Raw genomic sequence first — 24,853 nt, 5'->3', positions numbered from 1 at the left:
CTTGAAAGCGCTCGCATGACCCTCGACCTCTCCGGCCGCGTCGCGGTCGTTACCGGCGCCTCGCGCGGCATCGGCTACTTCATCGCCAAGGAACTTGCCGCCGCCGGCGCGCATGTCATTGCGGTAGCCCGGACCGTCGGCGGGCTGGAAGAACTCGACGACCAGATCAAGGCCGAGCGCGCGAAAACCGGCAAGGGCGAAGCGACGTTGGTGCCTCTCGACCTCTCAGACATGGCCGGCATCGACCGGCTGGGCGGCGCCATTCACGAGCGCTGGGGCAAGCTCGACATTCTGGTGGCCAATGCCGGTGTGCTCGGCGTCATCTCGCCGATCGGCCATGTCGAGGCCAAAACCTTCGAGAAGGTTATGACCATCAATGTCACCTCGACCTGGCGGCTGATCCGCTCGGTCGACCCGCTGCTCAGGCTGTCCGACGCCGGCCGCGCCATTCTCATGTCGTCCGGGGCCGCGCATTCGGCGCGCGCCTTCTGGGCGCCCTATGCGGCGTCGAAGGCGGCTGTGGAAGCCATGACGCGTTCCTGGGCGCATGAGACGCAGAGCCTGGCGCTCCGCATCAATGCCGTCGACCCCGGCGCCACCCGCACCGCCATGCGTGCACAGGCCGCGCCCGGCGAGGATCCGGAAACGCTGCCGCACCCCTCAGAGGTGGCAAAACGCATCGTGCCGCTGGCGAGCCCCGAGCTGAAAGAGACGGGGCTGATCTTCCAGGTCAAGAACAACCGCTTCGTCGCCTACCGGCAGCCGGAATAAACCGGGTTGTAGCGGGATTAAACAGGCCTCCAGTTACGTTTCTTCGAATGTAGGACATTCGAAACCGGAGGACCGACATGCGTAGACTTCTTCTCGTTGCCGCCGCCGCGATTGCCGCCACAGCTGGCGTGGCGCTGGCGCAAGACGCCAAGATAAGTTTCTTCGTCACCAGCGTCGGTTCCGGCAAAGGCGCCGATCTCGGCGGTCTCAAGGGTGCCGACGCGCATTGCGCCTCGCTGGCGGAAGCGGCTGGGGTTACCGGCAAGGAATGGCACGCCTATCTCTCGAGCGCCAATGTCGATGCGCGCGACCGTATCGGCAAGGGTCCCTGGGTCAACGCCAAGGGCGAGAAGATTGCCGATGACGTCGCCTCGCTGCACAGCGACGCCAACGCCATCACCAAGCAGACGGCGCTCAACGAAAAGGGCGAGGTGGTCAACGGCCGCGGCGACAAGCCGAACCGGCACGACATATTGACCGGCTCGAAGCCCGACGGCACCAAGCTCGCCGACCAGACCTGCGGCGACTGGACCTTGAGCGGGGCGGAGGGCGCGGCGATGATGGGCCACCACGACCGCACCGGCCTTGACGAGTCGGCGGCGGCGAAATCCTGGAACTCCTCGCATGCCTCGCGCGGCGGCTGCAGCCAGGAGGCGCTGAAAGGCACCGGCGGCGACGGCCTGTTCTACTGCTTTGCCGCGAACTAAGCGGGCTCGGGAGCGGTTCTGTTCACGGGTCTGTGATGGTCCGGCGAGCCGCTCCCCCATCGCCCTGCTTTCGCCATCAGCCGGGAGTTGCTAGGGTCAACCGACTCCGACACCCAGCAAAGCGAGGAATTCCCATGGCTGCTCCCAGCGTAGCATTGGTCTGGTACCTGGTGATCGCCGGCCCGCAAGGCGGCATGGTAGTGCTGCCCAGCACCTTCGACACCCGCGAACAGTGCACAAACGCGATTACCGAATACCAGAAGCAGCCGACGCCGGCCGGCTGGGCGGTCAACTGCGTGCCGAGCGCCTCGCCTTTCACCGATGAGGGTGATGCGGAAGAGCCGGCGGCGCAGTAGCGCAATCTCCCCCCTCGAGGGGGAGATGGCCGGCAGGCCAGAGGGGGTCGCCTCGCGTAAAGTGCCAACCTCCTTCCGCACAAAGGGCGTCGCGTCCAGTCGGCCCGACCCCCTCTGTCGCCTTCGGCGACATCTCCCCCTCAAGGGGGGAGATCAGGCGCGCGCCTTCACCGTCAGCTCCGGCTTGCTGTTGATGGTCTGGAACACCACGCAATAGCGTTCAGTCAGCTTGATGAGCGAATCGATGCGGTCCTGCGGCTCATCCGTGTCGAGGTTGAAATTCAGCCGGATGGCGCGAAAGCCCACGGGGGCGTCCTTGGCCACGCCCAGCGTGCCACGAAAGTCGAGATCGCCTTCGGCCTCGACGGTGGCTGCGCCAAGCCTGAATTCCAGCGCCGTCGCCACTGCCTTCAGCGTCACGCCGGCGCACGCCACCAGCGCCTCCAAAAGCATATCGCCCGAACACAATTCGAGCCCGGAACCGCCGGTCGCCGGATGCAGGCCGGCGACCGCCAGCGCCCTGCCCGTCTCGACCTTGCAGGCAATCGACTGGTCGTCGATGGAGCCTTTGGCGCGAAGCGTGATCAGCGCTCGCGAGGAATCGTCGCGATAAGCCTCCTTGATCGGCGCCTGCATGGCTTTGAGTGCGGTGGCATCCATGTTGCATTCCTTTCAGGTCCTTCGCACTTTGATAGCACTGATATGCCGGCGAGACAGCGCCCCCCTCTGGCCTGCCGGCCATCTCCCCCGCACGGGGGGAGATGGCCGCTTCGCCGATAGCGCTTTCTACGCCGGCGATTAGCGAAGGCGGTCGCGACATCCAATCTCCACCCCTGTGGGGGAGATGTCCGGCAGGACAGAGGGGGGCTGAAGGAATGCTACCTCACGAAGAGTTACTTTGACTTCGACCGCCCCAGCCATACCTAAGCAGAGTCATTCCCGCGGAGACATCATGCCGTTCAAGCTGAAACTGATCTCGCTTACCCTGTTGGTGCTTGCAGCCTTCGCGCAGCCAGTCCTCGCCGAAACGCCCGAGCGCCCCGCCCCTGCCGGCGGCGTGCTGTCGCTGCTGCCGGCACCGCAGACGACCAGCCATTCAATCACCATTGCCGGGCGCAAGCTGGACTATCAGGCTAAGGCCGGCACGCTGTCGCTGCTATCCGGCAAGGGCGAGGTCACCGCGGAAATCTTCTATGTCGCCTATACGCTGCCGCCACTGGCGGGCGCGGAGAAGGCTCGCCCCATCACCTTCGTCTTCAATGGCGGCCCGGGCGCGGCATCCGCCTATCTGCATCTCGGCGCACTCGGCCCGCGTGTCGTCGCGACCGGCGCCGATGGCCAATTCCTGCCGCCGCCGCAAAAGCTGATCGACAATCCCGACAGTTGGCTCGACATGACCGACCTCGTCTTCGTCGATCCGGTCGGCACCGGCTACAGCCGCGAGGCCCCCGGCCAGGACACGAAAGATTTTTGGGGCGTCAGCCAGGACGCCAGTTCGATCGGCGCTTTCATCCGGCTCTATCTCGCCCAGAACGGCCGCACCGGATCGCCGCTCTTCCTCGCCGGCGAAAGCTATGGCGGGTTCCGCGCGGCACTTCTCGCCAGGACCCTGCAGGAAGATGTCGGCCTGAGCCCCAACGGCATCGTACTGATCTCGCCTGCACTGGAGTTCACGCTGGTGCTGCCCGACGAATTCCAGCCACTGCATTGGGCGCTGGAACTGCCCTCGCTGGCGGCGGTGCGCCTGCGCAGCGAAGGCCTCAGCGGCGAAGCACTGCGCGAAAAGCTCGCCGAGGTCGAAAAGTATGCGCTGGGCGACTACCTCACGGCTCTGACCGGCGGGCTGGAACAGGGCGGGCGGCTGGCCAGCCAGCGCGTGGCCGAGATCACCGGCCTGCCGCTCGACCTCGTGCAGCGCAATTTCGCCCGCATCCCGACCGGCCTGTTCGCGCGCGAATTCCAGCGCGCCAGTGGCAAAGTGCTCAGCCCGTATGACGGCACCATCGCCACCAGCGACATCGCCCCGGAGAGCGCCCGCAGCGCCGGCCCGGATCCGGTGCTCGACCGCAGCGTGCCGGCGCTGACCTCGGCCTTTGTCGGTTATGCGCGCGACGAGCTGAATTTTCGCACCGATGTCAGCTACAGGTTGCTCAATGGCGATGTGACCCACGCCTGGGACTATGGCGGCTCGCGGCAAGGCTATGCCGGGGTGATGGACGATCTGCAGCGGGCGCGCTCGCTCAACCCGGGGCTCGGCGTGGTGATCGTCAACGGCGACACCGATCTGGTCACTCCCTATCTGGCCTCACGCTATCTGGTGAGCCAAATCCCGACGCTGGGCGGGGCAAAACCCATCCGTCTCGACGTCGTCGAAGGCGGCCACATGATGTATCTCAGGCCGGGCGGCCGGCGCGCCCTGAAGGAGGCCGCTTCGGAGCTCTACCAGGCAACACAGTGAACGGCGTGCCCACGCTGTCGGCCAGGCTGCGCCAACGCAAGCTTGCCACTGGCGTAGCGCCCCGCAGGCTTTCGCCCGTATAGCCTGCAATGGGAGCCTGATTGGGGCAGGCTTCTTCTTCGTCCTCTTGACAGCGCCGGACACGCCGCATGGCCGATATTGCCATTCTGGAAACCCGCGAAAGGGTGCTTGCCGGCATCCTGTTCACCGGCTGCGCCTATTTCCTGTTTTCGACCCAGGACGCCGCGATCAAGCTTCTGGTCGTCGGCATCAGCGTCTGGCAGATCATGTTCTTCCGCTCGATCGCTGTGCTTATCGGCTGTGCTGCAATCGGCGGACCGCGCATCTTTGCCGACACAATGCGCTCGCCCATCGTGCGGCCGATGCTGGTGCGCAGCGCCTTCACGCTCGGCGCCTGGCTCTGCTACTACAACGCCGCCCGCTCCCTGCAGCTGGCCGAACTCACCACCATCTATTACGCCGCCCCGATCATCGTCACCGTGCTGTCGGTGGTGATGCTTGGCGAAAAGGTGCCGCTGTTGCGCTGGCTGGCGGTGTTCATCGGCTTCGTCGGCGTCTTCACCGCCTGTGATCCCGCTCGTCTCGGCTTGTCCGTGCCGATGCTCTTGGTACTGGCGGCGGCAGTGCTGTGGGGCATTGCCGTGGTGCTGTTGCGCAAGACGGCGCTGGCCGAGCGCACGCTGATCCAGCTTGTGCTCAACAATTTCTACTTCCTGGTGTTTTCCGCGGTGCCGGCGCTGTTGGTCTGGCAGATGCCGGACTGGCGCCAGTTGCTGCTTTTGATCAGCGTCGGCGCGCTCGGCGGCGTGGCGCAATTTATGCTGTTCGAAGGCATGAAGCGGGCGCCGGTGTCGATCGTGGCGCCGTTCGAATACACCTCATTGGTCTGGGCCTTCGGGCTCGGCTTTGCGATCTGGGGCGACGTGCCGCGTCGCGAGGTGTTTCTGGGGGCGGCGTTGATCGTCGGCGCCGGCCTGCTGATCATCGGCAACGAGCATTTCCGCAAGCGGCTATGAGTACCCCGTGCTGACAGCATGGTGGCAGGAGAAGACGGATAGGCTGCTGAGATGACGGAAGCGCTCGACGGCCCAGGCACCACAGATACCGCTGCCGAGCGTACGCTCGGCATCATGCTGGTGGCGGCCTCGGCGGCTTTCTTCGCCCTCACCGGCGTGCTGACCAAATCGATCCACGCCGACCCGCTGATCATCACTTGCTGGCGCGGCTTTGTCGGCGCGATCCTGATCACCTTCTATGTGCTGTGGCGCCGGCGCCGCTCCGGCGGGCGGGAAAGCTTGCGGCTTGGCTGGCGCGGCTGGTTGCTGGCCCTCGAGGGCGCCGCGGCCAGCATCGCCTTCATCTCGGCGTTCAAATTCACCTATGTCGCCAATGTCGCGGTCATCTACGCCACCGCGCCCTTCATCACCGCGCTGCTCGCCTTCGTGCTGGTGCGCGAGCCGTTCCGGGCGCAGACGCTTGCCGCCGCCGCCGTTTCGCTGTGCGGCGTGGCGATCATGGTCGGCTCCGGCTTCGGCAGCGGTCATCTGTTTGGCGATGGGCTCGCGCTGCTGATGACCGCCGGCAGCGCGCTCTACATGATCATGGTGCGCGCCTTCCGCGACACGCCGGTGGTGTGGGCGGGCGCAGTCTCGGCGCTTCTGCTGTTCGTGCTCGGCTGGTTCGTCACCGACCCCCTGGCGATTTCTGCTCGCGACGCCGTGCTGCTCGTCGCCTTCGGAGGATCGTTCGCGGCGGCGTCGATCCTGTGGACGGAAGGCTCGCGGCTGATCCCTGCGCCTGAGTCCGGCCTTCTCGGTGCCGCCGAAGTGCCGTTTGCGATCCTGTTCGCCTTCCTGTTCCTCGGCGAGATCGCGCCGGCCGCCAGCCTGATCGGCGGCGCCATAGTACTGTGCGCGGTTTTCGCCCATGCGGGGCGCGACTGGCTGGCCGCGAGAAAAAGTGCGGCAACCCAATAATTATTTTCCAAGTCATGGAACCATCATGCGGATCAGGCAGTTTTATGTGCGACGGGTCACCCCCCAAGTCCCCCCAAACCCCTCGACCCGTCCTCCTCAAAGCCGACCGTAAAGGTCGGCTTTTTCTTTGGACATCAGCCGGCAAAGCCGGGCAAGGCGAGGTTGTCGCTGAGCAGGATGGCAAGATCGCGCGCCGGCCGCTCGGCGCCCTGGCCGAGTTTTATCGCGAATTGCGCTGTCGGCACCGGCGGCAGGGCGAATTCGCGCGGTGCTTCGGCAATGCCTGAATGGGCAAAGCGGGCGGTGCGCAAGGTCAACGCGATGCCGGCATTGACCGCCGTGCGTAAGCCGGCAAGGCTGGCGCTGCCGGCGGCAATGCGGTAGCGGCGGCCGGCAGCATCGAGGGCCGCGAGTGCTGCTTCGCGAAAGCCGCAATAGGGGTCGAGCAGCGCCAGCGGCAATTCCTCTTCCCGCACGGCAAGCCCTTTTTGCGAGCACAGCCACAGCATCGGCTCACTGAACAGCCCGACTTCGTCATTGGCCGGCGTCTTGCGCATGACAACGGCCAGATCGAGCTGCCCGGCCTGCAGCGCCTCGCCAAGCTCGGCCGAACGGCCGACGCGGAGTTCGACCCTGACGCGCGGATGGCTGGCCGCGAAGGCGCGCAGCAGCTCCGGCAGGCCGCTATCGGCGAAATCCTGTGTCGTGCCGATAGCGACGCGACCGGCGGCACGCGCGCCCTTGAGCGCCAACCAGGCCTCGCTGTGCACGGCAAGAATGCGGCGGGCATGACCGACAAGATCCTCGCCGGCCGGCGTCAGCCCGCGCCCGCGCCCCTGCGCCACCAGCAGCGGTTCGCCGACGATCTCCTCCAGGCGCTGCATCTGCGCGGTCACCGCCGAGGGCGAGCGGCCGACAGCAGACGCAGCCTGAGCCAGCGAGCCGCCATCGACAAAGGCAAGGAAGGTTCTGAGCAGATCGGGATCGAGCACTTGCATACTTCGATAATACAGAACCTTTTGTTCGAAACAATTCGTTTTTTTTGATTCAAAGACGGTGGCATTGTCTCTCCAACGGCAAACAGGCGCCGCTCAAACGAAGGAGAGAAAAATGCCCATCATCAACATCAGCATCACCGGCAAGCCCGACGCCAAGCTGTCCGCCATAATTGCCAAGGAAATCACCGGCCTGACCGCAACCCATCTGCGCAAGGACCCGACGATCACCGCCGTCGCCGTCACCTATATCGACCCGCAGCACTGGTTCGCCGGCGGCAAGTCGCTGGCAGAGCATGGCGCCAATACTTTCTGGCTCGACATCAAGGTGGTCGACGGCACCAACACCAAGCTGGAGCTGGAAGCCTATCTGAAGGCGATCTTTGAGGCCTTCGGTAAGTTGCTGGGTGGTGTGCACGAGGAAAGCTATGCCTTCGTGCATGAAGTCCCGGCCGCTGCTTACGGTTATGGCGGCAAGTCGCAGGAGTTCCGGTTCATCAGTGGGCGGCTGAAGGCCACGGCCTGATTGCTACCCAGCGGGAGGATGAAGCCTTGTATCAAGCGCGAAATCTTCCCGGAGATGCAAGCTATAAAGGCCTGCCGCCCGGTTGGGATCGAACACCAGGTTCCAGCTGTGCTGGGATACCGCGCTGGGGATCAGAAAGAACGGATGCTTTGCCAGCAGACCATCGCCGAACTGCTGCTGTCCCGCGCCCGGGATGCCGGGACGCAGCCAGTTCGCGTTCGGAATATCGTCGGTTTGGACCACATAAATCTCTGATGGATCGACGATGTCGAATGCCGTCAGCACGTGAGGGACAGTATCCAGCGTGCGAAACCCCTTGTGGACCGCCACCTCCAAGATGGCGGTCGATGGGTCGATGGACGCATATACGGCTCTGATCCCTTTGCTGTTCCACCTTCCCCCAAGCTTGAAGGCTCCTTCGCCACTGTCCCAGCTCGCCTTGAAGCGTCTGTGATCAAGCCTCCAGCCCAACAACTGCCCTGTTCCGAGGGAGCCCGGCAAAGGCGTCACGCGTAGACACCATAGTCGAGCCGCTCAAGAAACTCCTGCACAAGCGCAGTGCCCGCCGCCGTGGCCAGCAGATCGATCGGCCGGCGATTGTCCAAACCCATGGCAGACTCGATCATCCATTTTTCCGCGTCTTCCTGAGTCCCGAGCACGGACGTGGCCTTTGTCAGGAGCTTGGCGAAGTTCCAGGTTCTGGAACCTTGCTCCCGACTGAGGGTCTTGGAGTGATCCGATTTGTGCCGCTGAAATGTCCGCTCGCTCATGCCGAATGCGGTCTCAAACGCATCGGCGGGATCAATGACCATCAGATGCCTGACGAGGCTTTCGAGCGCCTGGCCCGGAATTCCATGCAGGATCATTTCATGTGCCTCAAGAGGACTGGCTACCGAGAATCCAAGAACCTTCCGTCCACCAAACAGGTCGACCATTCGTTCGAACTCCGGCTCCATATGTGGTGCCTCGGCAAAACCCAGCGGGGAACTGGCCATATTACCTCTCCGTCACGTGTCGCTTCATTTACGACACGTGTCGCAACATTTCAAGGCCTGCGTTTGGGTCATTGCCTGGTGAGGTCAGGTGGAACACCGCTCCCTCGCACCCGCGCATTGACCTTGCTCCCCATTGCGCTACCCTCTGCTCTCGAAGCGGACGAAGAGCCGCATACCGGACCGTTGGGAGAGACGCGGCATGATCCTGACACTGGCGCTGCTTGCAGGCCTCGTGCTGGCCTGGCTGCTGATTGGCGCTATCGAGACGTTTCGTCTCGACCTGCGCTTTACCCAGGCGCTGCTCTATGTGCCGTTCAAGCTCGCCTACCGGATCGATGACCGGCGCATCCGCATTGCCCGCAACGCGCCGACGCCGGTGATCTATGTGGTCTCGCACCAGTCACGCTTCGAGCCGGCGCTGATGCTGTCGCTGCTGCCCGACGACACGCTGCACATTCTCGACGAGGCCTCGGCGCGCTCGCCCTGGATGGAGCCTTGGCGCGAGCTTGGCCGCACCATCGCCTTCAACGCCGAGCATCTCTTCGTCAGCCGGCGGCTGGTCAGGGTGCTGAAGGGTAAAGGCCGGCTTGCCGTCTATCTGCCCGATGACGTCGAGCCCGATGTGAAGACGTTTCGCCTGTTCCGCGCCGTCACCCGCATCGCCATGCAGGCCGACGCCCGCATCGTGCCGATATTCGTCACCGGCTCGCGCGACCTGCCGGTTTCCTTGACGCCAAAGAACCGGGCGCCGCGCCACTGGTTCCCAAAACTCTCGATCAGCGTGCTGGAGTCAATGACGATTGCCGAACTGGTGGCGCGCAACCCCGACCAGGCTTCCAACACAAATGCGTTGTTCGACCGCATCGCCGAGGCGCGGCTTTATGGCAGCAACCTCGATCGCGGCCTGTTCCTGGCCATGCGCGATGCCGCGGATCGCACCGGCGCCTCGCATCCGATCATCGAGGATGTGATCAGCGGCTCGCTCAGCTATCGAAAAATGTTCATCGGCGCGCGCGTGCTCGGCCGCCGTTTCGAGGCGGTGGCGGCGCCCGGCGAAGCGGTCGGGGTTTTGCTGCCCAACGCCAATGGCGTGGTGCTGTCCTTCGTCGGCCTGCTCTCGGCCGGCCGGGTAGCGGCGATGATCAACTACACGGCAGGGCCGGCCAGCGTAACCGCCGCGGTGCGCACGGCAGTCATCCGAACGGTGGTTTCCTCGCGCGCGTTCGTCGAGAAGGCGGCGCTTGCCGACATCATCGCCGCGATCGAGGCCGGCGGCGCCAAAATGCTGTGGCTGGAGGATGTGCGCGCAAGCGTCACGACGCTGGAAAAGCTCGCAGCAGCGGTGCTGTGGCGGTTCCCGCTGCAGCGGCAGGATGCGGCCAAGCCCGCCGCAATCCTGTTCACCTCAGGCTCGGAAGGCACGCCCAAGGCCGTGGTGCTGTCGCACCGCAATCTCCACGCCAACGCCATGCAGGCCGAGGCGCGCATTACCATTTCGCCGTCCGACATCCTGCTCAACGTGCTGCCGGTTTTTCACTCTTTCGGCCTGACCGGCGGTACCATCCTGCCGCTGGTGACCGGGGTGAAACTGTTCCTCTACCCGTCACCGCTGCACTACAAGATCATCCCGGAGATCGCCCGCAAGGTGAAGCCGACCATCATGTTCGGCACCGACACTTTCCTTGCCAACTATGCCCGCACCGCCAAGGATGGCGATTTCTCCAGCCTGCGCTTCGTCGTCGCCGGCGCGGAAGCGGTGAAGCCGGAGACGCGGCGCGTTTATCGCGAGCGCTTCGATGCCTCGATCATCGAGGGGTTCGGGCTGACGGAGGCCGCTCCCGTCGTCGCCGTCAACACCGCCATCCATGGTCGCCACGGCACGGTCGGACGGCTGTTGCCGGCGATGCGCATGAAGCTCGAACCGGTCGAGGGTATCGAGGGTGCCGGCCGCCTGTGGCTCGACGGGCCGAATTTGATGATGGGCTACATGACCGCTGACCGGCCCGGCGAATTGCAGCCGCTGGACGGCTGGCACGACACCGGCGACATCGTCTCGGTCGACCGCGAAGGCTTCATCACCATTCGCGGCCGGGCAAAACGCTTCGCCAAGATCGCTGGCGAGATGGTGTCGTTGGGCGCCGTCGAGATGCTGGTGCAGTCGCTGTGGCCGGAAGAGCGCCACGCCGCGGTGGCGGTGCCGGACAAGAGGCGCGGCGAGCGCATCGTGCTGGTCACCACCGCCGACGACGCCGATCCGGAAGAACTGCGCGCCTTCGGCAAGAAGGCAGGTGCGGCCGAACTGATGGTGCCCAACGACATCGTCAAGGTCGGGGAGATCCCGGTGCTGGGTTCCGGCAAGACGGATTATGTCTCGACGCGGAACCTGGCGATCGAGAAGCTGGGGCTGGGCCTGGCGGCTTAGCGTATCTCCCTCCTTGAGGGGGAGATGGCCGGCAGGCCAGAGGGGGTCGCCTCGCGTGAAGCGCCGACGTCCTCTTCGCTCAAACGAGGTCGCGTCCGGGGCGTGCCGACCCCCTCTGTCGCCTTCGGCGACATCTCCCCCTCAAGGGGGGAGATAACAACTACCCAATATCCGACGGCGGCACTTTTTCGCCCTCGCGCTTGGCGCGCTTCGAATACGCCCGCACGCTGAAAGGCAGGAAGATGAGATAGCCTGCGACAGAGGCGGTCAGCGTGTACCAGGGATAGGTCATCAACAGCAGGACGTAGAGAACGACCGCCAGGATGATCGGCAGCACCTTGTCGCCCGGCACTTTCAGGCTTTTGCCGGAATAGACCGGCAGCCGGCTGACCAGCAGGAAAGCGACCAGCACAGTGAAGCCGGTGGCGACGAATGCCGTCAGGCGGTCCGGCTCGAGACCGAGCCGCAGGAAGGACAGATAGAGCGGCAGCATAACCAGCACGGCGCCGGCCGGTGCCGGCACGCCGACGAAGTATTCGCTCTGCCAGATCGGCCGGTCATGGTCTTCGTCGAGCACGTTGAAGCGCGCCAGCCGCAGGCCACAGGCGATGGTGAACAGAAGGGCTGCGATCCAGCCGAAGGAGCCGGCGCGGTCGAGCAGGAAGGCGTAGAGCACCAGTGCCGGCGCGACGCCGAAATTGACGATGTCGGCCAGCGAATCCATCTGCGCGCCGAATTTGGATGTCGCCTTCAACATGCGCGCCAGGCGCCCGTCTATGCCGTCCAGGAAGGCGGCGAGCAGCACCATCACCACGGCCGGCTCGAAACGGCCCTCGAAGCCGAAGCGGATGCCGGACAGGCCGGCGCAGATGGCAAGCACGGTGACCAGATTAGGCAGCACCATGCGCATCGGAATCTCGCGGATGCGCGGGCCGCCGCTGCCATGGGCCTCGAACTTTTTGAACGGCGCGCCCACCGCTTACGAAATCCTGACGAGCGGGGTTGCGGAGACGCCGCCGAATTCGGCGAGCACGGTTTCACCTCCGACCGCCGTCTGGCCGACGGCGACGCGCGGCACCGCGGTCGAAGGCAGGAAGACATCGACGCGCGAGCCGAAGCGGATCAAGCCGAAGCGTTCGCCGATGGCGATCGAACCGCCGGTCTCGGCCCAGCAGACGATGCGGCGTGCCACCAGGCCGGCGATCTGCACGGCGACAACGATGCCGTTGGGACTGTCGATGACCAGCCCGTTGCGCTCGTTCTCCGAGCTTGCCTTGTCGAGTTCGGCATTCAGGAACTTGCCCGGCCGATGCTCGATTTTGGTGATGCGGCCGCGCACGGGAGCACGGTTCACATGGCAGGAGAAGACATTCATGAACACCGAGATGCGGGTCATTTCGGTGTTGCCGAGGCCGAGCTCGCGCGGTGGCACGGCCGGGCCGACCGCCGAGATGACGCCGTCGGCGGGACTGACCACCAGCCTGTCATCGACCGGGGTGACACGCTCGGGGTCACGGAAGAAATAGACGCACCAGGCGGTCAGGATCAGGGCGATCCAGAACAGCACCGAGGAGAAATAGCCGAGGAACAGCGTGCCCGCACCAAAGGCGGCAATGAACGGATAGCCCTCGCGATGGATCGGAACGAAGGCATTCTTGATCGAGTCGACGAGGCTCATTGGCTGGAGCTCATGGGCTGGGGGCGGTCCCTGTTTCAGGTCCGGCCTCAATACCGGAAAGGCTCCGCGGCCGCAACGCAACATTGGGCAAGGCCGCATCGGCCGCAGCCGGCAGGAACGGTCACGTGCTTGCCTGCCGGCGGCTTTGCCGCCAGAGTTCATACCGCCGCTGGCTCAGTGCGCGGCGAAAAGGCCGACCGCCCATGATGCCAAACACAGGCAAAGCGTACCTTGTTGCCATACGACTGGCAGCCATGGGTGCCGTTTTGACCGTATTCCTGGCAGCGAGCGACCACGCAGCGGCGCAAGGCAAGCCATCCTTCGATTGCGCCAAGGCCGCCAGCGTGGCGGAAAAGGCCATATGCGCCGATCCGACCCTGGCGCAGGCCGATGCCGAGGTCGCGAAGAATTATGCCGCGCTGCTGAAGAGGCTCGATGCTCATGCCGGCAAGGCGCTGCGGGACGACCAAAGCGATTTCATCGCCTATCGCGATCAGATCGCCGGTTTCAACGAGAACACGCCCAAGGACCAGCAGACATTCGATCTCGGCGAATTCCTGCATGACCGCGCGACCTTCCTGGGCGGCATCCGTAACCCGGCCGATGGCGGCTTGATCGGCACATGGAGCAGCGTGCGCGGTAGCGTCGACATCAAGGCTGTTGGCGGAGGCAAGGTCGAGATCTCGGAAGAGGTCGTTTCCAATCCAGTCTCGGGAAGTGGGTCATGCGAGATCGACGGCACGGTCGAGAAGCGCAACACTCTGCGACTGGTCGACACCGACGACAACGACAACCCAACCGGTTTTGTCTTCACCTTTCGCCGCAACGGCGATGCGCTTGTCGTCGAGCAGAGCGGCGCCGGCAAGGATGGCAGATCGGAGCCCCTGTCATGCGGTGCCAACGGCCATGCCGATGGCACGTTCTTCCTGAGCGAAAAACAGTAAACCTGCTGTCGGCAAAACCACCCCTCACCCGTCCTTGGTGAGACGGCGATCATGGTTCCTTGCCATGATTGCGCACCCAACAAGGAGTTACCCCAAAATGCTGAACCAGACGCGTCTCGTTGCCGCCGGCCTCGCGTTCGGGGAGTCGCCGCGCTGGCATGACGGACGGCTGTGGCTCTGCAACTGGGGAACCGGAGAGATCGTCGCGGTGGATGAGGACGGCGGGAACCAGGTGATGCTCACCGTGCCGGCCATCCTGCCCTATTCGATCGACTGGTTGCCGGATGGCCGATTGCTGATCGTCTCGGGTCGGGATGGCTTGTTGCTGCGGCAGGAGGCGGATGGAACGCTGGCCACCCATGCCGATCTTCGGTCGCTGTCAAACAGCCCGTGGAACGAGATCGTCGTCGACGGGCGCGGCAACATCTATGTCAATGGCGGCGGGTCGGCGCCTGCACCGGGCGAGCATTTCGGGCCCGGCACCATCGTGCTGATCACGCCGGACGGCTCGGTTCGACAAGTGGCCGAGAACATCGCTTTCGCCAACGGCATGGCGGTGACGCCGGACAACAGGACACTGATCGTGGCGGAGTCGCATGCCAACCGGCTGACCGCCTTCGATATCGCGGAGGATGGCGGGCTTTCCAACCGCTGCGTCTGGGCCGATCTCGATGGCTTTCCCGACGGCGTCTGCCTCGATGCCGAAGGAACTGCCTGGTATGCGGATGTTCCCAACAAACGCTGTGTGCGGGTGCGCGAAGGTGGCGAGGTGTTGCAGACAGTCGATGCCGATCGCGGCTGCTTTGCCTGCATGCTGGGCGGGCCGGATGGCACGACACTGTTCATCGTTGCCGCCGAATGGCGTGGTTTCGAGAACATGATCAGCGATGCCCGCACCGGCCAGGTGCTGAGCGTCGAGGCGCCAGCACCTGGCACGGGCTGGCCCTCCTACATCTCAGGCAGACGCTGATAGTTGGCGATATCGGCCTTCACACCCAGCCAGGCAATGGTCTCCTGCGGGTTGAAGCCCGCCCGCTCGTGGGCCGCCTTGACGATCGGCACGACATTGTCGACGGCCGCCTGGTTTTCCCATTCGACAATGGTGACCAGGTTGAACTCACCCGGACCCGAAAATTGCTCGAGCACGAAATCCTGGACGAAGCCTTGCTGCAGGCGCAGCAGTTCATGCGTTGCCCTGACCTTGCGAAGGATTTCTTCACGGGCCTCGGCAGGAACGACGAATTTGTCGACCCTGAACACGGCTGCCTCGGCAAGTTTATCCATTTGAATCTGTCTCCGTTCTTGAACGACTTGGGTTCGGTGGCTCAGGAACGGGTTTGCGATCTCAACTTAGGTTGAGGTCAAGGGGAAATTTTCGGTGGTGATGATGGCGACGACGCTGCATATCTCCCCCCTTGAGGGGGAGATGGCCGGCAGGCCAGAGGGGGTCGGTTCGACTGGATGCGCCCCCCTTGCGACCGATGAAGGTTAGCGCTCCACGCGCGGCGACCCCTTCTGTCGCCTTCGGCGACATCTCCCCCCAAGGGGGGGAGATCGGCGCTCCGCCGCCTAGCTCACCTCCGAAGTCCGCCTGCGCACAACCACACCCAGCTCATCGCTCTCGCGTGCAACTCGAAGCCTCTCTTCGGCTTCTGTCGCTTCGCGCTGGCGGTCCCACATCGACGCGTAGAGGCCATGCTTTTGCATCAGCTCGGCATGGGTGCCGCGCTCGGCGATCTCGCCGTCCTTGAGCACGATGATCTCGTCGGCGGTGATCACCGTCGACAACCTATGCGCAATGACGATGGTGGTGCGGCCCTTGCTGACCAGGTCGAGGGCGGCCTGGATCTCCTGTTCGGTGTGGCTGTCCAGCGCCGAGGTCGCCTCGTCGAGCATCAGGATCGGCGGCGCCTTCAGGATGGTGCGGGCGATCGCCACGCGCTGCTTTTCGCCGCCCGACAGTTTTAGCCCGCGCTCGCCGACCATCGAGCGGTAGCCTTCGGGCAGTCGTTCGATGAACGGGCCGATCTGGGCAAGCTCGGCGGCTTTCTGCATGTCTTCCTCGCTGGCGCCGATGCGGCCGTAACGGATGTTATAGGCGATGGTGTCGTTGAACAGCACGGTGTCCTGCGGCACCATGCCGATGGCGCCGCGCAGGCTCGCCTGCGTCACATCACGGACATCCTGGCCGTCGATCAGCACCTGACCGCCCTGGACGTCGTAGAATCGGAACAAGAGCCGCGAAATCGTCGACTTGCCGGCGCCGGACGGACCGACAATGGCCACCGTCTTGCCGGCCGGAACCTCGAAGGAGACGCCCTTCAGAATCTTGCGGCTGGGGTCGTAGGCGAAGTGCACGTCGCGGAACTCGACCTTGCCGGCTGTAACAGCCAGTGGCTTGGCATCGGGCTTGTCGGTGATTTCCTGCGGCACATCGAGCAGATCGAACATTTGCTCGATGTCGGTCAGCCCCTGGCGGATTTCGCGGTAGATGAAGCCGATGAAATTGAGCGGCACCGCAAGCTGCATCAGCATGGCGTTGATGAAGACGAAATCGCCGACCGTCTGCGTGCCGGCCTGCACCTCCAGCGCCGACATGCACATGACGATGACGGTGCCGAGACCGAAGATGATGCCCTGGCCGAAATTCAGCCAACCGAGCGAGGTCCATATTCTGGTCGCCGCCATTTCATAGCGCGCCATCGAACGGTCGAAGCGCTCAGCCTCCATACCCTCGTTGTTGAAGTATTTGACCGTCTCGTAGTTGAGCAGCGAGTCGATCGCCTTGGTGTTGGCGTCGGTGTCGCTGTCGTTCATGTCGCGGCGGATCGAAATGCGCCAGTCGCTGGCGCGAACCGTGAACCAGACGTAGAGCCACACCGTGGCCGCCACCACGACCACATATTTCCAGCCATAGGTGTAGGCGAAGATGCCGGTGGTCAGCGCGAATTCGAGGATGGTCGGCGCCGTGTTCAGCATGATGAAGCGCACGATCGTCTCGATGCCCTTGGTGCCGCGCTCTATGATGCGCGACAGGCCGCCGGTGCGGCGCTCGAGGTGAAAGCGCAGCGACAGCTGGTGCATGTGAACGAAGGTGCGGAACGCGAGCTGGCGCACCGCATATTGGCCAACGCGGGCAAACAGCGCATCGCGCAGCTGGTTGAAGCCGAGTTGCACCAGCCGCACGACATTGTAGGCGACGACCAGCATCACCGGCGCCAGCAGGAAGGACGGCAGCGGCGGCGGCGATTTGGCGTCACCGGCCAGAGAATCGGTCGCCCATTTGAAGAAGTACGGCCCGGCAACCAGTGTCAGCTTGGCAACGACCAGAAGCAGCGTTGCCCAAGTGACGCGTGCCCTGAGATCGGCGCGGTCGGCCGGCCACATATAGGGCCACAGATTGCGCAAGGTGCTGAAGGTCGAGCTATCGGAAACGGTTTTTTCTGCCACTTGTCTTGCCTTTTGGGTGAGAAATCAGCGGCCGGAGCAGCAGGAATTGACGAGTGCGGTCAGCGATGCGGAAACGTCGGCGAGCGCGGCGCGGTCGAGTTGATAGCGCGAGCGCTGGCGGTCGGGCTCGAAGCGGACCAAGCCTGCTTCGACCAGGATTTTCAGATGCTGGGAGACCGTCGACTGCGCGAGGTCGAGATGGTCGACAACCTCACGGCAGCAGCAGGAGCGGCTGGCCGACAGATGTCTAAGGATCTCGATGCGCGCCGGGTGCGAGAGTGCGGCGAAGCAAGCGGCAACGGCGCGGCTTTGGGGCGGTGCGCAGTTTGCGTGGTCTGGTTCAGCGAGCGAGTCTGCCATCGTTCATCGGCGATAGACGATGAACGGGTGCGTGGCAAGCTAACCCGATGGGTAGAGCGACCTAATCTCCCCCCTCGAGGGGAGATGTCGCCGAAGGCGACGGAGGGGGTCGGTACGTCCTGACGCAACGTCGTTTGCAGCAAAGAGAAGGTCGGCGTTCTATGCGCGGCGACCCCCTCTGGCCTGCCGGCCATCTCCCCCTCAAGGGGGGAGATCAAGCGCTCGGCCGCTACTGCGTCTTCACCGGCGCCGTTGTCACCTGCTCGCCCATCGCCTTGAGGTCGGCGGCTTCGCCTTCCTTGGACTTTTCCGGAACCTTGAACACCTGCCCCGGCCAGATGCGGTCGGGATCGCTGATCTGGTCCTGGTTGGCGAGATAGATGGTCGAGAAGCGCACGCCGTGACCGTAGACGCGCCGTGAGATCCGCCACAGCGTGTCGTGCCTGCGGATGATCACCGCGCCGTCGGCATGTTCAAGCTTTGGCGCCACCGTCTCTGGCACATCGGGCGTTGCCGCCGCGACGACGGCTGGAACCTCAGCGGCAGGCGCTGCCGGTGCCGCAGGTGCCCCGGCAACCGCCGGGGCAGCCGGAGCCGGCGCTTCAGCCGCCGGTGCGGCTGGTGCGGATGCGGCAGCAGCTGGTGCGGGCTTCGCAGGGGCAGCCGCGATAGTGGCTGGCGCCGCAGGCTTCGGAGCGGCCGGTGCTTCGGCAGCAGCCGGTGCGGCCGGCTCAGCAGGCTTTGCTTCGGCGGGCTTGGTCTCGGTGGGCTTGGCCTCCGCGGGCGCCACGGCGGCGATCGCTTCGCCGGGTTCGCGCTCGAACGGCACGGCGGCGCGCGCCACGACCTTCACGCCGTCGGCGTCGAGACCGTCGACATGGATGGTGTAGCTGCCGACCGGGATGTCGCGCGTCGCCTCGACCAGGAAATGACCGTCGGGCGAGGTCACCGCATCACCAAGCAGGATATCGTTGGCATAGGCGCGCACCTTGCGGCCGGCGTCAGCCAGACCGGCGACGAAGATCTTGTTGCCGTCGATCTCGACCGCCTCGACGACGATCTTGGGTGCAGCCACGCCTGCCGCCGGCGGCGCTGCAGGTACTGCTGGCGCTGCAGGGGCAGTTGCGGCTTCCACAGCCGGAGCAGCAGGTGCTGTTTCAGCGGCCACGGCAGGCGCAGCCGTAGCAGGCGCCTCAGCGGCTGGGGCAGCGGCCTGATCGCCGGCGGCCGGTGCCGCGGGCTTGGTCTCAGGCGCCGGGACGCTAAGCAGCTCGGCCGGCTTGCCGGGTTCCTCGACCATCGCCAGCACCTGGCCGGCGGCGTCCTTGGGAACCGAAACGACGGCGGTCTGCACGGAAGGGGTAACCACATCGCCGGCCGTCGCGCGCAGCGCAATCGTATAGTCGCCGGGCTTCAGCGGATCGTCGAGAACGATGACGAAGGCGCCGTCCGGACCGGCGACAGTCGAGCCAAGCACCGAGGAGCCGTTGAGGATCTCGATCTTCGAATTGGGCGCAGCATTGCCGGCAACGACGATCGAGCCGTTGCTTTCGACGCGCACGACGTCGAAGCTCGGCGCAACCGGGCCGGCCGCGGCCGGCGCTGGGGTTGTTGGGGCAGCAGCGGGCGCGGCAGGTGCCGCCGGAGCCGCAGCTTCGGTCGCGGGAGCCGTTGCGTCGGCAGGCGCGGGTGCTGCGGGAGCCTTGGCATCGGTGGGCGCGGCGGGCGCCGGCGGCAGCCTTCCCTCGGTCCCCGGATCGGCCAGCTTTTCAGCCGGCGGCGTCAGCGATGCAATCGCCGCAGGCGGCGTGGGATTCAGATACGGGTCGAGTGCGCCCGATACATAGGCGGTTCCGACGACCGCGACGGTCCCACCGGCCGCGAACAGAAACGCCTTCAATGGATTAACAGCCATATTTCCCCTACCCCTTAGCCACCTGAAGCCGGTCTAGCGTGTTTTGCCGGCACCGACAAGAAAAAGCCCGGGCTTGTCAGCCCTTGGGGCTTGACCCCGCATTCAGACCCAATCACCAATCACGAATGAACACGATTCGATCCGTCTGCGTCTATTGCGGCTCGTCTCCGGGCCGCGATGAAATCTATGCCAAGGCCGGGCACCTGCTTGGCCGCTCGCTCGCCAAAGCCGGCCTGCGGCTGGTCTATGGCGGCGGCACCAAAGGCATTATGGGCGCAGTCGCCGAAGGCGCGCTCAAGGCCGGCGGCAAGGTAACGGGCATCATTCCGCGCTTCCTCATCAATAAGGAGGCGACCGAAACCGCGCTTGACCGGCTCGACGAGTTGCTGATCACCGACAACATGCACGAGCGCAAGCACAAGATGTTCGAGAAATCCGACGCCTTTGTGGCGCTGCCCGGCGGCATCGGCACGGTCGAGGAAATCGTCGAGATCATGACCTGGGGCCAGCTCGGCCATCACCGCAAGCCGATCGTCTTCGCCAACGTTCAAGGATTCTGGGATCCGATGCTGGCGCTGCTCGACCATATGGCCAGCGAAGGCTTCATCCACACCGCGCAACGGGTCAAGCCGCTGGTGGTCGAAGACCCCGAGGCCATCGTCGCCGCCATCATGGTGGCGGGGTCGTCGGTCGATGCGCCGACGGAAGGCGTGCAGTCTGTAATTGACAAGATGTGAGGACGAAGCCGGCCTTGGCGCAGGCGGCCAGGAATTGAGCCCGGTTGGTGTCGTCGGCCTGGCGCACCAACTGCGCCGCGTCGTGCTGGCGCTCAAGGCTGCCGGCTACGAAACACTGGGCAACACCTGGACGGCGACAGCAACAAGGCCAGCCTGGCCCAGAAGCAGAAGTCCAATGCGAAGCCACTGATCGACTGCATCTGCTTGGCAAGGATCTGTAGCGTTGGGGCAGCTGACTTCGATCTGTCCAGCTTTTCTTGAGCTCCGTCTTGTGCGCAATGTAAGCACGTTGGCGACGATTTCCATTTGCAGCCCGCTTCGCACTTGGTTATCGGAGAACATTGGGCGGGAACGGAAATTTGGAGAGCGAGACAAACGGGAGATGAATCCGCGCGAGCGATTGACGGCCGCGAAGGGCGAGATCGCGTCGGAACCAAGGACGGCGATCCTGGTCCTCGGAATGCACCGCAGCGGCACCTCGGCGCTCGGCGCCCTCGTCGCCGCGCATGGAGCCACGCCGCCGAAACATCTGCTGCCCGGGAGCCTCCACAATCCCAAGGGACATTGGGAAAGTACCCCACTCACCATCGCCGACGACCACCTGCTCACGGCGGCCGCCTCCTCCTGGCAAGATTGGCTGCCGCTAGATCGGCAGTGGCTGCAGTCGCCGGCAGCCGAGCGATTTCGGCCCATGATGACGGCGATCATTGCCAGCGAGTTCGGCGATGCCCCCCTGTTTTTCGTCAAGGATCCGCGGATCTGCCGGTTCCTCCCCTTCATAGCCTCGATCCTGGCCGATCTCAGGATTGACCCGATCGCATTTCTGCCTGTCCGCAACCCGCTCGAAGTCGCCTGTTCGCTGCAGGAACGGGATCAAATGGAACTGCCGACAGCGTTCATGCTGTGGCTCAGGCACGTGCTCGAAGCGGAGCATCATTCGCGACACATGCCGCGCTGTATCCTGCGCCACGAAGACCTGTTGAGCGACTGGCGACATCAGATGGACCGCGCGGCCAGGGAGACCGGAATCGTCTGGCCTGTCACGTCCGATCACGCCGACGCCGCAATCGCCGAGTTCCTGGACAAGGATCTGCATCATCAGCGGGCCTCGGTCGCTGATCTGCAAAACCATCCGGATGCCACGCCGTTAGTCCGCAGTGCCTATGCCATTTTGCGCAGTATGGCGTCTGAAGGCGACAGCCAGGACTTGCGCGACCAGCTCGACAGGGTGCGGGCGACGTTCGATGAGAGCTGCGATGTGGTTGGCAAGGCCGTTGCCGCAGGGAACCTGGCCGCTAAACGGCTACACGGCGAACTGGGAAAGGGCATCGTCGAGCGTGACGCCCTCGCTGACGCCCAACAGGCCCTCATCCGAGACCGAGACAGCTTCATGGCGGAGCGTGACGCGCTCGCTCACGCCCAGCAGGACCTCATCCAAGCCCGAGACAGCTTCATGGCGGAGCGTGATGCGCTTGCTCACGCCCAGCAGGACCTCATCCAAGCCCGAGACAGCTTCATGGCGGAGCGTGACGCGCTCGCCCTGGGCCAAGACGGCCTCGTAGCCGAGCGTAGCGCGCTGGCCAGGATCCGAGACGACCTGGTGGCGGAGCGCGATGCGGCGCTTGCGTCACGCAGATGGCGATTGACCGGACCGTTGCGATGGGTGAGCTCCATTCGTCGGCGATAGCAGCAAACACTCTAAACGCTGCTCGACAAACTGTGATCGCCTGTCAAGAAACCGTCACACGGAACCCGCCTCCCTCGTGTTACGAAGGACGGGTCGGCATCCGCGCGTCGGCATAGTCGAAATCTGAACCTGGTCGAAATTTCTTGGCGAGGCGAGCCGTGAACATTGCTCTCAACGCGGAAGGCCTGTCGCCTTACCTGCCCGACGAGCACGGGCTGTTCTTCATCTACCATTTCACCGCCGAGGGCCTGCGCACCAAGGACGCGGCCGAGGCTGCATGGACATGGCGCAGCTACCAGCTGTCCGACCTGCGCGCCCGTCATGAGATCGCCGCCGAGCAGGCTCTGCCCGGGCCGGTGCGCGAAGCTTTCCTCGGCGCCAGCCAGGGTTGCCACATCGATCTCGAGGATGCCTGGCTTTATGGCGACCTGCCGGATCTGCGCCACGACTATTCGGCGGAAGCGCGCGGGCTCGGCCATTTCCGTTTTGCGCTCAACGACAAGACGCTGATCGGCGCGCGCAAGCAGCCACTGGAATCGGTCGATCTCATCCGCAAGGCGGTGGAGAGCGGCTCGCGCAAATTCCGCTCCCCCGCCGACCTGGTCGAAGCGGTCATGGGCCAGTCGCTCGACGGCATGGCGGCCGAGCTCCACGGTCTTGGCGATACGCTGGACGGCATCGAGGACCGTATCGTGCGCGATGCCTGGCACGGCGAGCGGCAGTCGCTGGTCGAGGCGCGCCGTCAACTGGTGGTCATCCACCGGCAGATGGCGACGCTCACAAACCTTTTTCGCCATCTCGACCATTCGCATCGCAATGAGCTGCCCGATCGGATCAATGACATGGCGACAAGGCTCTCGCACCGGGCACACACGCTCTATCACGACGGCGAGCAGTTGCAGGCACGCGCAAGGTTGCTGCAGGACGAGTTGATGGCCAAGCTGACAATGCAGTCCAACCAGCTGCTCTATGTGCTGTCGGTGATGACGGCGGTGCTATTGCCGATGACCATCATATCAGGCCTGTTCGGCATGAATGTCGGTGGCCTGCCCATGGTCAATACGCCGATGGGCTTCTGGGTGGTCTCGGCGGTTTCGATCGTGATCGCCGCGGCGACCTACATGTTCGTAAGGCGGCTCGGGCGGACGTAACGCCCCGACCCCTTTGTTTTCACGCAATTCCCAAGGGAACGCGACGCGCTTTTCCTGGAATGCCCATCACGCCGTAGCGCGAAGATCCTCGACGATGGTGCCGGCGGCAGCGACCTCCGCCTCATGGTCCGGCTCCCGCCAGGTCTCGGCGAGACCCGCCGCATACCATTCATGCATGGCCGGCAGGCCAAGCAATTGCGGGGGATAGGCTGCAGCTGCCCCTTCGAAAGACAGCCCATAGGATAGCACACGGAACGCCACCGGAGCAAAGAAGGCGTCGACGGCGGTAAAATGGCCGCCGGCAAGGAACGGCCCGCCGAACAGGGCAAGGCCATCGTTCCAGAGATCGCCCAAACGGAACAGATCCTGCTTCAGCGCGTCCGACATCGGCAACGGTTTCACCCGCAAGCCGCAATTCATCGGGCATGCGCCGCGCAAGGCCGTGAAACCAGAATGCATTTCGGCGGCGGCCGAGCGCGCCCAGGCTCGCGCCTTGGCCTCGGCAGGCCACACACCATGGTGGCGCTCGGCGAGATACTCGGCAATAGCGAGCGAATCCCAGACGGCCCAGCCGTCATCGACCAGGCAAGGCACGCGCCCGCTGGGCGAGAACGCCCGGTAGAGATCGAAACTGGGCCCGGTCGGAAACGGCGTCAATTGCTCCTCGAACGGAATGTCGAGGGTGCGCATCAGCACCCATGGCCGCAGCGACCATGACGAATAGTTCTTGTTGGCGATATGCAGCACGTACATCGAAAGGCTCCCTACTTCGGGGCCAACGCCACCGGGCGGATTTCACGGCCACGAAACATCGACCAGGAATACATCGCCAATGCCGCCCAGATCAGCGCGAAGGCAATTGCTTGCGTGGTGCCGAACGGCTCGTCGAAAATCAGCACGGCGATCAGGAACACCATGGTCGGTGCGATGTACTGCATGATGCCGATGGTGGAGAGGCGCAGAAGCTTGGCGCCGAAGGCGAACAGCAGCAGCGGCACCGAGGTGACTGGGCCGCAGCCGATGAGCAAAGCCATATCGGTGCCGTTGCTGGAGATGAAATGGTCCTGGCCGTTGACGACCAGGAAGACGATGTAGGCAAGCGCCGGCACCGACAGCAAAAGCACTTCGAGCAGAAAGCCCTGGCTCGGGCCGATCGGCAACGTCTTGCGGAAGAACCCATAGGCAGCGAAGGAAAAGGCCAGCGCCAGCGACACCCAAGGCAATTTGCCGGCATCGACGGTCAGAACGGCAACTGCGACCGCCGCCAGCAACACGGCCGCGATCTGCAGCCGGTCGAGCTTCTCGCCGAGCAACAACGCGCCGACGACGATGCTAACTAATGGGTTGATGTAGTATCCGAGCGCCGTCTCGACGGTGCGGTCGACCGAGATCGCCCAGACATAGATGGCCCAATTGACGGAGATCAGGGTCGCCGTCAACGCCGCCATGGCGATGCTGCGTGGTGAGCGGATTGCCGCCTTGAAATCGGCGGTCCGACCGGCCCAGACCAGCACCGCGGCGGCAATCGGCACCGACCAGACGATGCGGTGGGCGATCACCTCGATCAGCGGCAGATGCGCAACCGCCTTCATGTAGAAGGGCAACAGGCCCCATAGCAGATAAGCGCCGAGCGCGAGGAGAAAGCCGCTGCGGGCTTTGGAGTCGGCGTCGGGCTGGATCGTGTCGCTGGCCATGGCAACCGCT

At 64.4% G+C, this 24,853-nt stretch carries 25 protein-coding genes; 13 read left to right on the top strand and 12 right to left on the bottom strand.

Features of this window, described 5'->3' with window-relative positions; translation table 11 throughout:
- The first annotated feature begins 15 nt into the window (after positions 1-15).
- The 3 genes from NLY36_RS26725 to NLY36_RS26715 all read left to right on the top strand — a co-directional run bounded on the left by NLY36_RS26725 (position 16) and on the right by NLY36_RS26715 (position 1,834).
- Complete coding sequence (locus NLY36_RS26725) at positions 16-771, top strand: SDR family NAD(P)-dependent oxidoreductase (RefSeq protein ID WP_023702953.1); 756 nt, start codon at positions 16-18, stop codon at positions 769-771.
- A 77-nt stretch (positions 772-848) separates the two neighbouring features.
- Complete coding sequence (locus NLY36_RS26720; protein ID WP_023735492.1) at positions 849-1,478, top strand: hypothetical protein; 630 nt, start codon at positions 849-851, stop codon at positions 1,476-1,478.
- Positions 1,479-1,612: 134 nt separating this feature from the next.
- Positions 1,613-1,834 carry a hypothetical protein gene (locus tag NLY36_RS26715; RefSeq protein ID WP_023689120.1) on the top strand — a complete coding sequence of 74 codons (222 nt, stop codon included), beginning with the start codon at positions 1,613-1,615 and terminating at the stop codon, positions 1,832-1,834.
- Between the two features lie 153 nt (positions 1,835-1,987).
- On the opposite strand, the gene NLY36_RS26710 is transcribed toward NLY36_RS26715, so the two are convergent.
- Entirely contained in the window at positions 1,988-2,494 is a 507-nt protein-coding gene (locus NLY36_RS26710) for an OsmC family protein (RefSeq protein WP_023731453.1), read from the bottom strand.
- Positions 2,495-2,786: 292 nt separating this feature from the next.
- Between NLY36_RS26710 and NLY36_RS26705 the strand changes: the two genes are divergently transcribed.
- From NLY36_RS26705 to NLY36_RS26695, 3 genes are all read left to right on the top strand, one after another.
- Positions 2,787-4,292 carry a S10 family peptidase gene (locus NLY36_RS26705; RefSeq protein ID WP_023735493.1) on the top strand — a complete coding sequence of 502 codons (1,506 nt, stop codon included), beginning with the start codon at positions 2,787-2,789 and terminating at the stop codon, positions 4,290-4,292.
- 149 nt (positions 4,293-4,441) lie between these two features.
- Positions 4,442-5,329 carry a DMT family transporter gene (locus NLY36_RS26700; RefSeq protein ID WP_023735494.1) on the top strand — a complete coding sequence of 296 codons (888 nt, stop codon included), beginning with the start codon at positions 4,442-4,444 and terminating at the stop codon, positions 5,327-5,329.
- A gap of 51 nt (positions 5,330-5,380) precedes the next feature.
- Positions 5,381-6,289, top strand: coding sequence for a DMT family transporter (locus NLY36_RS26695; RefSeq protein WP_023735495.1), 909 nt, complete (start codon positions 5,381-5,383; stop codon positions 6,287-6,289).
- A 134-nt stretch (positions 6,290-6,423) separates the two neighbouring features.
- Here the strand turns inward: NLY36_RS26695 and NLY36_RS26690 are convergent, their stop codons facing one another.
- The gene (locus NLY36_RS26690) at positions 6,424-7,287 is read right to left on the bottom strand and encodes a LysR substrate-binding domain-containing protein (protein WP_023735496.1); all 864 of its coding nucleotides are present in this window, start codon (positions 7,285-7,287) and stop codon (positions 6,424-6,426) included.
- 112 nt (positions 7,288-7,399) lie between these two features.
- Between NLY36_RS26690 and NLY36_RS26685 the strand changes: the two genes are divergently transcribed.
- Complete coding sequence (locus NLY36_RS26685) at positions 7,400-7,810, top strand: tautomerase family protein (RefSeq protein WP_023735497.1); 411 nt, start codon at positions 7,400-7,402, stop codon at positions 7,808-7,810.
- Positions 7,811-7,813: 3 nt separating this feature from the next.
- Here the strand turns inward: NLY36_RS26685 and NLY36_RS26680 are convergent, their stop codons facing one another.
- Positions 7,814-8,320, bottom strand: a complete 507-nt coding sequence (locus tag NLY36_RS26680; RefSeq protein ID WP_023689127.1) for an RES family NAD+ phosphorylase — start codon at positions 8,318-8,320, stop codon at positions 7,814-7,816.
- On the bottom strand, positions 8,317-8,805 hold the full coding sequence (locus NLY36_RS26675) for an Xre family toxin-antitoxin system antitoxin (protein ID WP_023727360.1): 489 nt from the start codon (positions 8,803-8,805) through the stop codon (positions 8,317-8,319). Before NLY36_RS26675 ends, NLY36_RS26680 begins: the two co-directional genes overlap by 4 nt.
- Positions 8,806-9,004: 199 nt before the next feature.
- Between NLY36_RS26675 and NLY36_RS26670 the strand changes: the two genes are divergently transcribed.
- The gene (locus tag NLY36_RS26670; protein ID WP_023735498.1) at positions 9,005-11,227 is read left to right on the top strand and encodes an AMP-binding protein; all 2,223 of its coding nucleotides are present in this window, start codon (positions 9,005-9,007) and stop codon (positions 11,225-11,227) included.
- Positions 11,228-11,387: 160 nt separating this feature from the next.
- On the opposite strand, the gene pssA is transcribed toward NLY36_RS26670, so the two are convergent.
- Positions 11,388-12,203 (bottom strand): CDP-diacylglycerol--serine O-phosphatidyltransferase, encoded by an 816-nt coding sequence (gene pssA, locus NLY36_RS26665; protein ID WP_023672701.1) that lies wholly within the window; start codon positions 12,201-12,203, stop codon positions 11,388-11,390.
- Between the two features lie 3 nt (positions 12,204-12,206).
- Entirely contained in the window at positions 12,207-12,905 is a 699-nt protein-coding gene (locus NLY36_RS26660) for a phosphatidylserine decarboxylase (protein ID WP_023695608.1), read from the bottom strand.
- A gap of 254 nt (positions 12,906-13,159) precedes the next feature.
- Between NLY36_RS26660 and NLY36_RS26655 the strand changes: the two genes are divergently transcribed.
- Together NLY36_RS26655 and NLY36_RS26650 are read left to right on the top strand one after the other, a co-directional pair.
- Positions 13,160-13,849, top strand: coding sequence for a lysozyme inhibitor LprI family protein (locus NLY36_RS26655; RefSeq protein WP_050588982.1), 690 nt, complete (start codon positions 13,160-13,162; stop codon positions 13,847-13,849).
- 97 nt (positions 13,850-13,946) lie between these two features.
- Positions 13,947-14,819 (top strand): SMP-30/gluconolactonase/LRE family protein, encoded by an 873-nt coding sequence (locus NLY36_RS26650; protein ID WP_032934285.1) that lies wholly within the window; start codon positions 13,947-13,949, stop codon positions 14,817-14,819.
- Here the strand turns inward: NLY36_RS26650 and NLY36_RS26645 are convergent.
- From NLY36_RS26645 to NLY36_RS26630, 4 genes are all read right to left on the bottom strand, one after another.
- The gene (locus tag NLY36_RS26645; RefSeq protein WP_023695611.1) at positions 14,798-15,133 is read right to left on the bottom strand and encodes an antibiotic biosynthesis monooxygenase; all 336 of its coding nucleotides are present in this window, start codon (positions 15,131-15,133) and stop codon (positions 14,798-14,800) included. The genes NLY36_RS26650 and NLY36_RS26645 overlap by 22 nt on opposite strands.
- 285 nt (positions 15,134-15,418) lie before the next feature.
- A complete protein-coding gene (locus NLY36_RS26640) occupies positions 15,419-17,299 on the bottom strand; it encodes an ABCB family ABC transporter ATP-binding protein/permease (protein ID WP_023695612.1) in 1,881 nt (626 codons plus the stop codon).
- Between the two features lie 24 nt (positions 17,300-17,323).
- Positions 17,324-17,659 (bottom strand): ArsR/SmtB family transcription factor, encoded by a 336-nt coding sequence (locus NLY36_RS26635; RefSeq protein ID WP_023695613.1) that lies wholly within the window; start codon positions 17,657-17,659, stop codon positions 17,324-17,326.
- Positions 17,660-17,888: 229 nt separating this feature from the next.
- A complete protein-coding gene (locus tag NLY36_RS26630; protein WP_286461570.1) occupies positions 17,889-19,574 on the bottom strand; it encodes a LysM peptidoglycan-binding domain-containing protein in 1,686 nt (561 codons plus the stop codon).
- Positions 19,575-19,699: 125 nt separating this feature from the next.
- Between NLY36_RS26630 and NLY36_RS26625 the strand changes: the two genes are divergently transcribed.
- From NLY36_RS26625 to NLY36_RS26615, 3 genes are all read left to right on the top strand, one after another.
- Positions 19,700-20,311, top strand: a complete 612-nt coding sequence (locus NLY36_RS26625) for an LOG family protein (RefSeq protein WP_023673582.1) — start codon at positions 19,700-19,702, stop codon at positions 20,309-20,311.
- Between the two features lie 382 nt (positions 20,312-20,693).
- The gene (locus NLY36_RS26620) at positions 20,694-21,998 is read left to right on the top strand and encodes a sulfotransferase family protein (RefSeq protein ID WP_023735500.1); all 1,305 of its coding nucleotides are present in this window, start codon (positions 20,694-20,696) and stop codon (positions 21,996-21,998) included.
- Positions 21,999-22,156: 158 nt separating this feature from the next.
- Positions 22,157-23,149 carry a transporter gene (locus NLY36_RS26615; RefSeq protein ID WP_023698659.1) on the top strand — a complete coding sequence of 331 codons (993 nt, stop codon included), beginning with the start codon at positions 22,157-22,159 and terminating at the stop codon, positions 23,147-23,149.
- Positions 23,150-23,215: 66 nt separating this feature from the next.
- Here the strand turns inward: NLY36_RS26615 and NLY36_RS26610 are convergent, their stop codons facing one another.
- Together NLY36_RS26610 and rarD are read right to left on the bottom strand one after the other, a co-directional pair.
- Positions 23,216-23,902 (bottom strand): glutathione S-transferase family protein, encoded by a 687-nt coding sequence (locus NLY36_RS26610; RefSeq protein WP_023698660.1) that lies wholly within the window; start codon positions 23,900-23,902, stop codon positions 23,216-23,218.
- Between the two features lie 11 nt (positions 23,903-23,913).
- Positions 23,914-24,843, bottom strand: coding sequence for an EamA family transporter RarD (gene rarD, locus NLY36_RS26605; RefSeq protein WP_023673577.1), 930 nt, complete (start codon positions 24,841-24,843; stop codon positions 23,914-23,916).
- Positions 24,844-24,853: the final 10 nt, after the last annotated feature.

The sequence above is a fragment of the Mesorhizobium sp. C399B genome, from assembly GCF_030323185.1.
Lineage (GTDB): Bacteria > Pseudomonadota > Alphaproteobacteria > Rhizobiales > Rhizobiaceae > Mesorhizobium.
Note: the sequence above shows the minus strand (reverse complement) of the source record. Positions and strands in the feature narration are given on the sequence as shown.